Below are 11,118 nucleotides of genomic sequence, written 5' to 3' on the forward strand. Positions count from 1 at the left end.
TTCGCTTCGGGATGAAATGGCAACCTTCGCTAGGCTTCGCAACTGAAACGCTCCGGCTCGCCCTAAGTTACTTTTCGCAAATCAAAAGTGACAGGGTATTCATTTGGGCTGATCGTCGGTGGCAAAGGTGGCACATCGACAACGCCGCCGGTCACCGTGCCAGCTGTGAAACGGGTCGCACGCCGCGTTTCTGCTTCGCTAGCGTTGATCGGAAGCTTATCGTATGTCAAACCAGCTGGGTGCGACACATGATATCGACAGCCACCGACGCTATGACGTCGATTGCGGTCAACAATATCAAATTGGAGCGGCGTATCGACCGCAATCGTTGGGTGCAGGCACCGCGGAGGCTGCCAAGCACGGTATTTGACGCCAGCGATGAATCGGCCGGCGATGTCCGTTTCATGCATGGGAACTTGATGCCCCTGGCAAAGAATGGCGTGCCGATTGGGATCAAATCCGTCGACGGTCACTTGCAGCCGTTCCATCGACGCATCGACATAGCGTGCCGTACCGCCTCCGGCGGGTTCTTCGCCCATCAGAAACCACGGTTCAATGGCCGATCGAAGTTCCAGATTCACTCCGTCACGTGTCATTTCGCCAATCTTGGCGAAACGGAAATTGAACTGAGGTACAAACCACTCGGCGTCCATCGCGATCCCGCGATCATTTAACTCACCGATCAGGTTGACCATGTCGTTCCAGACAAAGTGCGGTAACAAGTATCGGTCGTAGATACCCGTGCCCCACCGCGTCAGCGGTGTGTGCAAAGGCGAATCCCAAAAGGCAGCTACGATCGATCGAATCAGCAACTGTTGAACCAAATTCATCTGAGCGTGCGGAGGCATTTCAAACGCGCGTAGTTCCAGCAGCCCCAGTCGTCCGGTGGGTGAATCGGGGGAATAAAGCTTGTCGATGCAGATTTCGGCGCGGTGAGTATTGCCCGTCAAGTCGACCAGCAGATCGCGGAACAATCGATCCACCATCCACGGTGGTTCGGCGGGCGTCAGTTTGTCCAACTGGGCCAACGCGATGTCCATTTCGTTGACGGCGTCCGGGCGAGCTTCGTCCATCCGCGGCGCTTGGCTGGTTGGGCCGATGAATTTGCCGCTGAACAAATACGACATCGCGGGGTGGTTGTGCCAAAAGCGAATCATACTGCCGAGCAGATCCGGTCGACGTACAAACGGACTGTCCGCCGGGGTGCTGCCGCCCATGACTATGTGCGCACCGCCGCCGGTGCCGGTGTGAAGTCCGTCCAAGTCAAACTTGTCCGCTCCCAATCGACAGTGCCGGGCTTCGTCGTACATCGTTTCGACCAAATCGACCAGTTGGTCCCACGATCCCGACGGCTGCACGTTGACTTCGATGACGCCCGGGTCGGGCGTGATTTTGAAGTATTCCAGTCGATCATCGGTGGGTGGCAAATAGCCTTCCAGGATAACTGGCAAGTTCAGGTCGCTGCAGGTTTGTTCGATCGCAGTGATTAGATCCAGGTAGTCTTCGATGCGCTGGGTCGGCGGCAAGAAAATGTAGAGCCGTCCATAGCGAGCTTCGACGCAGAGAGCCGTTGGGATCACTTCGCCCGTGATGGCTTCGCCGGGATCGCCAAAGTCATCGTCTTCATCGTTCGCATCATTTTCGTGAAGAATCTTTTTCAGTTCTTTGGCGTGTTCTTCCGCTTCCTTTTGAAGCTGCTTGCGGAGCGGATCGTTCACCAATTTTTCTTCGTCGGTGAGGATGTCGTCGCTGTACCGGTCTTGCAGAATCGTCCTGGCCTGCGACAGCGGTTCACGTGTTGCAAACGGATCGATGTACGAACTGTTTGCCGTCGTGTTGATTGCCTTGCCAGGCAATGTGTCTAGCGGCAATCGCAATCCGATGGGCGAATTGCCTGGAACCAAAAACAGCTTCTGACTCCGCACGGGCCAGCGGCTGCTTTCCCAAGGAGCCTTGGCTTGCCACCACGCGCGGCGAAGCGGCATCACGTAGCCTACGGGTTTTCCAAGTCCGCGAGTGAACGTGCGAACCATCATCTCACGTTCATTGGGATCTTCCAGCTCTGCCTTGGTTGGTTCGGTATCGACCGGCAGTCGTTGTTCACGCCAAAGGTAGTGAAACGTGTCTTCGTAAACCGGGAAACTGCATTTGACGTTTACACCCAGTTCTTCGGCCAAGTGCTTGGTAAATCGTTTGGCGTCGGTATGGTCGTGCCCGTAGTCGACGCCTTCATCGGCGATCAAAGCGGGGTTCTGCCAAACCGGTTCGCCATCACGGCGCCACAGACAAGTCAGCGCCCAGCGTGGCAACGATTCGCCGGGGTACCATTTACCCTGGCCGTAGTGCAGCATCGCACCAAAACCATATTTCTCTCGCAGTCGCATCAGCAGCATGTTGCTACGGACACGTTTGTCTTCGCCCACCGCGTCGGTGTTCCATTGCGGATCGTCGGCATTGTCGATTGCGATGAACGTCGGTTCGCCGCCCATCGTGAGACGGACATCGCTGTCGACCAAGCGTTTGTCGACGTCGGCACCGACCCGCATGACTTCGGCCCATTGGGCGTCGCTGTACGGTTTGCTGACGCGAGTCTCGCTTTGAACTCGCGTGACGGACATCTCATGTCCAAACGTCACTTCACAGGCTTCGTGTCCGCCGGTGATCGGGGCTGCACCGGAGTACGAAGGCGTGCAGGCCAACGGAATGTGTCCTTCGCCAGCCATCAATCCGCTGGTTGGGTCCAGTCCGACCCAGCCGGCGCCGGGCAAATACACTTCCGTCCAAGCATGCAAGTCACAGAAGTCATCGGTAGGGCCTTCGGGGCCATCGACCGGTTTTTGGTCAGGGGCTAGCTGGATCAAGTATCCCGAAACGAATCGCGAAGCCATGCCTAAGTGGCGAAATGCTTGAACCAATAGCCATGCTGAATCGCGACAGGAACCACTGCCGATCTTGAGCGTTTCCTCCGGGGTTTGCACGCCCGGTTCCATGCGGACGGTGTAGTCGACTTGGGCCTGAGCGGCTCGATTGACGTCGACCAGAAAGTCAATGACCTTTTCACTTTTGGTTGGCAGCGTTTTGACCCATTGCTGCAAAAGTGGCGTGATCGGCTCGGCTTCCAAGTACGGCGCAAGCTGCACTTTCAAATCGTGGTCGTAGTCGAACGGCCAGAAGCTAGCGGTATCGTCGACGAAAAAGTCGAACGGATTGATCACCGTCATCTCGGCGATCAAGTCAACTTTGACGACGAACCGATCCGTTGGTTTGGGGAACACAAGTCGAGCGACTGGATTGGCAAACGGATCTTGTTGCCAGTTCAGAAAGTGCTCTTCCGGTTCGATACGAAAATCGTAGGCCGTGATTTCGGTGCGGCCGTGGTAGGCGGGCTTTAAACGCACCAATTGCGGGCCGAGCGAAATGAAGCGATCGTAGTGATAGCTTGTGTGGTGCCGAAGTGCGACGCGGATCGTCATGCGTTAACTGGTGAGTTGAAGTAATCTTGATGGAGCGATGCACTAGCGGCATTTAACTCGACTTGAATCATGTCAATGAATTCATGCATGCCGCCTGCAATGACTTCTTTGACGCTGGTGTGTGCCAATCGGTGTCGAAGCGCCGCAACCTGTTTGGGGGCATCGCGAAGCGTGTGTGTGCAAGATGTCTTCTCGATCTGGCGAAGCGACCAGTCGGCCCCAGCGACGCAGGATCGAATGGATCGCGGGAATTCGGGATGAAACAAAAAGAACTCGATGACCTTTTTGACGCTGATGACTTGATGTTCACGGCGATACGCTTCAAAACCACTGATGGCGGCCAATAATTCGGACCACTGCAATTCGTCCACGACGGTTCCGACGTCTTCTAGTCGTGGCAGAAGGTTGAAATACTTGACGTCCAAGATTCGCGACGTCTTGTCGGCGCGTTCCAGTAAACGCCCCACATTGAGAAAATGCCAGCGCAGATCGTGCGTCATTGTGCTGTCGATGATTCCGGTCCACATCAGCGCATGTTTGCGGACTTGATCAAAGAACTCAGCTGTCGGGTCGGTTAACTGTGCTGCGGTCGAATCGTTGACAAAGTGATAAAAGTCATTCAGTTCTTCAAAGACTTCGGTTGAGAGCGATTCACGCACCGACTTGGCGTTTTCACGAGCGGCACGCAAACAAGTCAACATGGAACTGTGGTAGTTCAGGTCAAACGCCAAAAACGTCACGACCGAATGGGCATCGATGGTCGCGTAGTGTTCTTCGTACCATTCGTTGTCACCGGTAACGCGCACCAATGGCTCCCAAGGATCAACCATGTTTTCAGGTTGATCCAAGATCATGTGCAGCGTGACTTCCAGAAAACGAGCGTGGTTTTCAGCCCGTTCGACTTGTCGGGACATCCAATAGATTGATTCAGCGACGCGGGATAGCATCGAATTGCCTTTGTTTAAAAAGCGAATGGTGGAGGGCCAGAAGCCATGAGTGACCAAAGATGGATCTCGGCCCCATTGTCTTAGGTCGAGGTGATCTTAAGTCGAGGCGGTGGGTTGGCCATCATCGGCAGCCACCCAGGTATCTTTGCTGCCGCCGCCTTGTGATGAATTGACGACCAGCGAACCTTTTCGCAGGGCCACGCGTGTCAAACCGCCGGGCAAAACCCAAACATCGTCCGGGCTGCTGCAAAGGATGTAAGGGCGCAGGTCAACGTGGCGGCCCTCCATTTGTCCATCGACGATCGTTGGTACACGCGAGAGCTGCAAGGTTGGCTGGGCGATCCAATTGCGAGGATTTTTGCGGATGTTGTCCGCAAATTCGCCACGTTCCTTTTCGCTTGCATGCGGGCCGATCAAAATTCCGTACCCGCCCGATTCCGCGGCTGCTTTGACCACCAATTCGTCCAAGTGATTCAAGACGTACTCTCGGTCTTCGTCACGCGAGCAAAGGTAAGTCGAAACGTTAGGCAAAATCATTTCTTCGCCCAAATAGTACTTGATCATATTGGGAACAAACGCGTAAATGACTTTGTCGTCCGCGACCCCGGTTCCCGGAGCGTTCGCCAATGTCACATTGCCGGCTTGGTACGCTTTCATCAAACCGGCGACGCCCAGCAACGAATCTGGGTTGAACACTTCGGGGTCGATGAAAGTATCGTCGACGCGGCGGTAGATCACATGGACTTGTTGCAAACCCGCCGTGGTCCGCATGTAGACCTTCTCGTTTTCAACGGTCAGGTCGCGGCCTTCGACGAGCTCGATGCCCATTTGCTGAGCCAAAAACGAGTGTTCGTAGTATGCGCTGTTGAATACTCCTGGTGTCAGCAGTGCAACCATCGGGTCCGTGATGCCGCTGGGAGCCACTGCTTTGAGCATCGAGTACAACCGCGCCGGGTAGTCCGCTACCGGGCGAACCCGTGACGCACCGAACACTTCAGGGAAGTTGCGTTTCATGACGTGGCGATTTTGCAGCACGTATGACACGCCCGAAGGACAACGCAGGTTGTCTTCTAAAACAAATACATTGCCGGAATTGTCACGCACCAAGTCCGTGCCAGTGATGTGGCACCAGACGCCATTGGGCGGCTTAAGCCCTTTGCACTGCGGCAGATATGCAGTGGCCGAGTCGATCAGATCCGCGGGGATCACGCCATCGCGGATGATGTTTCGTTCGTTATAGATATCGTCCAAAAAACGATTGAGCGCTCGGATACGCTGTTGAAGTCCGGCATCGATGCGCTGCCAAAGATTGGCCGACACGATTCGTGGCACGACATCGAAAGGCATGATTTTTTCGGTGCCTTGATTGTCTCCGTAAACCGTAAAGGTAATGCCCATTCGGTACAAAGCGCGCTCAATCGCCGTCTGTCGCCGCCCCAGTTCGGCCACTCCCATCTGGTTGATCAGGTGGACCAGCATCGACGCATCGACGCGAGCAACATTGTCCGACGATACGAGTTCATCAAAGAAGTTTCCGGAATCATATCCGGACAAAGCCGGTAGCGGATTTCCCATCGCATCAACCGTGGCTGACTGCGATATCGGGGCACTCGATTGCGATTGAAAGGACATGGCAGCTTTCGCTTTTAGGTGCGTCCGTCGACTTCAGTGCATGGGCTGCACGAAAACGACTCGGTGTCTTTTAAAATGCCCGTCCGCCAGTCGGGGTCGCCTTATATTACCTGTTTGGCGATGAATACGAGTGGTTGGTTTCACAGTCTTTCTTTGTTGGAACGCTGATATCCGCAAGCGGTGGCCTAACGGGGAACAGACTTCCAGCCCTACAATACGACACGGATTGGAGATCTTGGTCAATGCAACGTCTCTGATCTGAATTAACGCCGAAGGTACGCACTGCAACGAGCCATGAAGGTCAGCAAACTGTCATCCTTGGGCCGTGGCTTGTCGTTTTTTTCTTCTACCGCGTCTGCGATACGCAAAATTGATTGCTATGAAATTGCTCTGCCGCGCACCTGCCTGCCGTCGATTTCTTCGAGTTCGGTCGCTTTTGCGGCAGATGTCAGCCCAGATAACGGTGCCGAATCTCACGGAGTTTCGGCGTGTCAGTCCGTTTCGTTGCGTCGGTGTGCCGGGGGCGAGCGAGCTTGCGGCTGATTCTCGCCTGGCAATTGCCGCCCTATTGGTTTTCTTTTCCGCTTTGCCCCTTGGTTCCAACCCAGCCAACGGGCAAGTGCTGGCGCCTTTCCTGAATTCGCCGCAGCGGGAAAGCGACGAATCTACGGAATCCAAATTGGATGCCAAGCCAAAGGCCGAAGCGGCGACGTCTGGTGAAGACGATAAGCCGGTGGTCGCTGCACCGGCAGACACCGGGGCCGTTTTTAAGACTCTGGCTAGTCGGGTCGAACAATCGCAGCTGAGCGACGAGGACAAGGCGGCGACTCTAGCGACGATCGCGCAAGGCGAGTCGCAGTTGGCAGAAATACAGACGCAGCAAAAACTCGTCGACGAGCGGACCGATACATTGTCGATCGTCCCACAGCGAGCAAAAAAGCTAACGGAAAAACTAAGCGAACTGACGAAATTCAAACCTGCGTTGCCAGAGGATCAGACGCTGCCAAATTTGGAAGTTCAGTTGGCCAACGCCGACGCGGAATTGGTGATTGCAAAAAAAGCCGCCTCCGATGCCGAAACTGCCATGGCACGTGCTACCGGTCGGCACCGCGAGATCGAAACGGAGCTGCCGGCGCTCCAAGAAAAATTGACCACCTTGACGGTCAAAGACGAAGCAAGCGATGCCGAAAAAGCTGCTTCCCTGCTGGCCCAAGCCAAGCGGGCCGAAACCCAGGTCGCAGTCAAACTGGTCACCGCACGAATTGCAGCACTCAATGCCGAAGCAGCGTTGCTGGCTGCCGAAGTCGCGGCCAACATGCCCCAACTGCGACGTGATGTGGCAGTCCGTCAATCAGAGAACCTGCAGGCTCAGAACGATCTAATCAAAACCGCGGTCGAAAAGAAACGTGCCGTCGAAGCCGCCAAACGAGTCGAGTCCGCCAATGAACAACTTGCGACATTGCATCCGGCGCTTCAGCCGATTGGCGAAAAGAATAAAAAGCTGGCCAAAGATAGCCAGACGCTTGCCAAAGACATCGAAGCCGTCCGACTTTTGCTGGAAGAACGCACGCTCAAATTGGAACAGTTGGAGTCGTCGCTCAAGCAAGCCGAAACCCGTGTCGATACGGTCGGACTAACCGATGCGGTCGGGGCGATGTTGCGTAATTTGAAACAGGGGTTGCCTAGCGCTGGCGAGTTTCATTTGCGAGCAGCAGAGCGACAGACGCTGATCAATGACACTCAGTATGAACTTTTTGAGTTGACGGATTTGCGTAACAAACGCTTGGAGCTCATGGTCGATCAGATCTTTGCCACCGCCAATCCTCCCATGAGTCTGCAGCAACGGGCAGACCTTAGCGGTGAAGCGAAAGAACTATTGCAGCAGCAACGCGCCGATTTTTTGGATCCCGCGATTCGGACGCAGACCAATTACTTCAACGCTCTAGTCTCGCTTTCAACGGTTGAGCAACAGATTTTAAAAACGGTCGAGAGCATTCGTCTGTATGTCGACGAACGCGTTTTGTGGGTGCGAAGCACCAAACCACTTACGTCGCAACTGTCGCAGTGGTTTCAGAATCGCGAACCTGAAGCATCGCAGCTGATGCCATCTTCGGACGAAGGGTGGTTCTTGCATTCGGCGGCCTGGGATGGTGCTTGGCAGCGATTGTTTGACGAAGTCAAACGTCGATTCTTTTTGTGGCTTGCGTCGGTCGTGGCGCTGATCGCGCTGTTGCGATTGCGAGTGTCGCTGCGAAAAGAAATCGCTGATTTGGGGCATCAGGTCAGCCAAGCGGGCTACACCCGATTTGGCCCCACGATGAAAACCATTCTGCTGACCGTCCTGACGGCGGCTCCGTTGTTTTTGATTTTTGCGTTTCTCAGCTGGCGGCTCCACGCGGTTGCGGGCGGCATTACGGGCATGAACGCGCTCTCGCGAGCCGCGTTCGCGTTTGCACTGGGTTACTTTCCGGCGGAAATCTTGCGTCAAATTTGCCGTCCCAAAGGGCTGGCCGAAAGTCACTTTGCGCTGCCCAGCAACAAGGTCGCAATCGTGCGACGAAACATGCGTTTGATCCTGTTCATCGTGATTCCCCTGCTAACCGCTGCTAGTTTTCTTGATACAAGCGGCTTGGCTTTTGGACGCGACACATTGACCAGATGTTTCTTCATTGCGGCGATGATTGCTTTGGCATTGATCGTGGCGAGGCTGTTTAATCCGCAGCACGGCGTGTTTTCGCAGTTCATTCGTTCGCGACCAACGGGGTGGGCTGCGCGACTGGTTTTTGTTTGGTATCCGTTGTTGATCGGTTTGCCAGTTGCGTTGGCGATCTTGGCGTTGGTCGGCTACTACTTCACTAGCCAACAGTTGGGCTGGCGTCTGTATCGCAGTACCGTGGCGTTGTCGATTCTGTCTGTGGTGTCGCTACTAGTCCTGCGCTGGGCGATGTTGCGCCGTCGACAGCTCAAAATTGATGAACTGCGTCAACGCCGTGCTGCCGCAGCAGAATCTGCTGCCAATTCGGACGCACCACCTGAATTGCTGGACGAAAACAGCATCGACTTGAGTAGCCAAGTTCAACAGACACGACAGATTCTGCAAACCGCGATGATCGTTTTCGGGTTGGCCTGGCTGTGGGTTGTGTGGAAAGATGTGGTTCCCGCACTCGGGCTGTTCGATCGATGGCCGCTTTGGGAATCGACCAAAACAATTTCCGAAATCGTGCCCACCGACGATGGAGGGTCGATTACAAGGACGCGCGATGTGCCCGAGAAAATTACGATCGCCGATGTTGGTTTTTCACTGCTGTCGTTTGGGCTGATGATCGTAGCGATTCGTGACCTGCCTGGTTTGTTGGACTTTGCCGTCCTCAGGCGCCTTCCATTCGATCGATCGACGCGCTACGCGATCACATCCCTGACAACCTACTTGATCGCCATGCTGGGGCTGATTGTCTGCTGCTATGGAATCGGTTTGCGATGGAATCAAATCCAATGGATGGCAACGGCGCTGACGTTTGGATTGGCGTTTGGATTGCAAGAAATGTTTGCCAATTTTATCGCTGGCATCATCATTCTGTTTGAACAACCGATCCGAGTCGGCGATGTTGTCGAGATCGATGGCGTGACCGGCGTTGTATCGCGGATTCGCATCCGAGCGACAACCATCACAAGCTGGGATCGCAAAGATTACATCGTCCCCAACAAAGAATTTATCACCGGCAAGCTTCTAAACTGGACTCGCAGTGACGAAATTGCTCGGCTGACCTTAGAGGTCGGCATTGCCTACGGAGCCAACACCAATTTGGCTCGCGACCTGTTGTTGAAGGCTGCCAATGACCACACCGAAGTGCTTTCGGAACCGCCGCCAATCGCATCGTTTGAACAGTTCGGTGACAACAGTTTGAACTACAAACTACGCGTTTACATCAAGTCGTACGAAAAGCGTTTTCATGTATCGCACGATTTGCATACCGCGGTCAACGATCTCTTTGCCGAAGCAAAAATTGAAATCTCGTTCCCACAACGCGATCTGCATCTTCGCACGGTCCCCGAACCAATGTTGAAACAGATTGTCGAACATGCCGCCAGCGTTGCAAAGCCAGACGTCGCGAAAGATTAAGTGGTCTTTGTCAGCGAGGACCGATTTGTCGTTGGAGGTAACGAAGCACGGTTGCGAATTGGTTGTTCACAAAGAAGTGATTGCCTGCGAACTGCCGACAACTGAACTTGGCAGAGGTCTCTTTTTGCCACCCATGGAGATCATTGATCGACACCATGCGATCATCCGAGCCTCCGATGGCGGTGATTGGGCAAGCGAGCGGTTCGGCATCGCGGTACGCGTAGGTTTCGTAGACATGCATGTCGGCGCGGATCGCGGGGAGTACCAGTTCCAGGATGTCTGGGTTGTTACCAATTTCGGGTGGAATCGCGTCATACCAATCCTGTAGCTTGGAAATCATGTCTTGATCGGGCAGCGATGCGACTGGATCCGTCACGCTCAGGGCACTGGGAGGGCGACAGGCTGCGACGACCAAGTGTTGGATGTTTCGTCCGCGAAGACGTAGCTGACATGCAAGTTCGTAGGCAACCACTCCGCCAAAACTGCAGCCGAGAAGTGTCAACGGACGGTCCGCCAATGGGCTACCGGAAACGGCATCGGCCAGATGCCCTGCCAACTCAACGGCATTGTCGATTGGGGGATCATGTAGTCGCCCGTCGCGCCCGGGGAGCTGGGCCGCGAAGATGTCCGCTGCATCGAACTTTGAATTGCGCCAACCGCTGAACGCTGCACTCCCCATGCCGGCGTATGGCAAACAAACGATCGCTCCGGGGGCCGCTGTGTCCGTCAATTGGCTGAACCAGACGGACTGGCCGGTGCTGGAGTCGCTGCTGTTGGCTCTAGGCATTGCTGTGTCTGGAGGAACCGTGTCCGAGGTCAGGGGGAATGTCCGAATTCGCTTGCGCGATGTTCGTTGGCAGCGAGTATTACAAGATTCTGATGGATCAAGCTCTTGCCCCCGTCTGGATCGACTGCGGGGAAGTTATCAAATGAGGGCAACGCAAAG

5 protein-coding genes are annotated in these 11,118 nt (G+C 54.9%); 1 reads left to right on the forward strand and 4 read right to left on the reverse strand.

Annotated features, from left to right (window positions below; translation table 11 throughout):
• Nucleotides 1–62: 62 nt before the first annotated feature.
• From K239x_RS07100 to K239x_RS07110, 3 genes are all read right to left on the reverse strand, one after another.
• Nucleotides 63–3,473 (reverse strand): transglutaminase family protein, encoded by a 3,411-nt coding sequence (locus tag K239x_RS07100; protein ID WP_145417084.1) that lies wholly within the window; start codon nucleotides 3,471–3,473, stop codon nucleotides 63–65.
• Nucleotides 3,470–4,420 carry an alpha-E domain-containing protein gene (locus tag K239x_RS07105; protein ID WP_145417085.1) on the reverse strand — a complete coding sequence of 317 codons (951 nt, stop codon included), beginning with the start codon at nucleotides 4,418–4,420 and terminating at the stop codon, nucleotides 3,470–3,472. The genes K239x_RS07100 and K239x_RS07105 overlap by 4 nt, the downstream gene beginning before the upstream one ends.
• Before the next feature lie 96 nt (nucleotides 4,421–4,516).
• Nucleotides 4,517–6,052: a circularly permuted type 2 ATP-grasp protein gene (locus tag K239x_RS07110; protein WP_145417086.1), complete on the reverse strand. Its 1,536-nt coding sequence runs from the start codon at nucleotides 6,050–6,052 to the stop codon at nucleotides 4,517–4,519.
• A gap of 463 nt (nucleotides 6,053–6,515) precedes the next feature.
• Here K239x_RS07110 and K239x_RS07115 point away from each other — a divergent pair, with 463 nt between their 5' ends.
• The gene (locus tag K239x_RS07115; RefSeq protein WP_419189771.1) at nucleotides 6,516–10,172 is read left to right on the forward strand and encodes a mechanosensitive ion channel domain-containing protein; all 3,657 of its coding nucleotides are present in this window, start codon (nucleotides 6,516–6,518) and stop codon (nucleotides 10,170–10,172) included.
• 10 nt (nucleotides 10,173–10,182) lie between these two features.
• Here K239x_RS07115 and K239x_RS07120 read toward each other — a convergent pair whose 3' ends face one another.
• Nucleotides 10,183–10,959 carry a thioesterase II family protein gene (locus tag K239x_RS07120; protein ID WP_145417088.1) on the reverse strand — a complete coding sequence of 259 codons (777 nt, stop codon included), beginning with the start codon at nucleotides 10,957–10,959 and terminating at the stop codon, nucleotides 10,183–10,185.
• Nucleotides 10,960–11,118: the final 159 nt, after the last annotated feature.

Source organism: Stieleria marina (assembly GCA_007741555.1).
Taxonomy (GTDB): Bacteria; Planctomycetota; Planctomycetia; order Pirellulales; family Pirellulaceae; genus K23-9.

What these genes read in the sequence shown, in the direction of transcription:
- K239x_RS07100 (WP_145417084.1), bottom strand. Translation starts at nt 3,473, where the DNA reads ATGACGATCCGCGTCGCACTTCGGCACCACACAAGCTATCACTACGAT.
- K239x_RS07105 (WP_145417085.1), bottom strand. Translation starts at nt 4,420, where the DNA reads ATGCTATCCCGCGTCGCTGAATCAATCTATTGGATGTCCCGACAAGTC.
- K239x_RS07110 (WP_145417086.1), bottom strand. Translation starts at nt 6,052, where the DNA reads ATGTCCTTTCAATCGCAATCGAGTGCCCCGATATCGCAGTCAGCCACG.
- K239x_RS07120 (WP_145417088.1), bottom strand. Translation starts at nt 10,959, where the DNA reads ATGCCTAGAGCCAACAGCAGCGACTCCAGCACCGGCCAGTCCGTCTGG.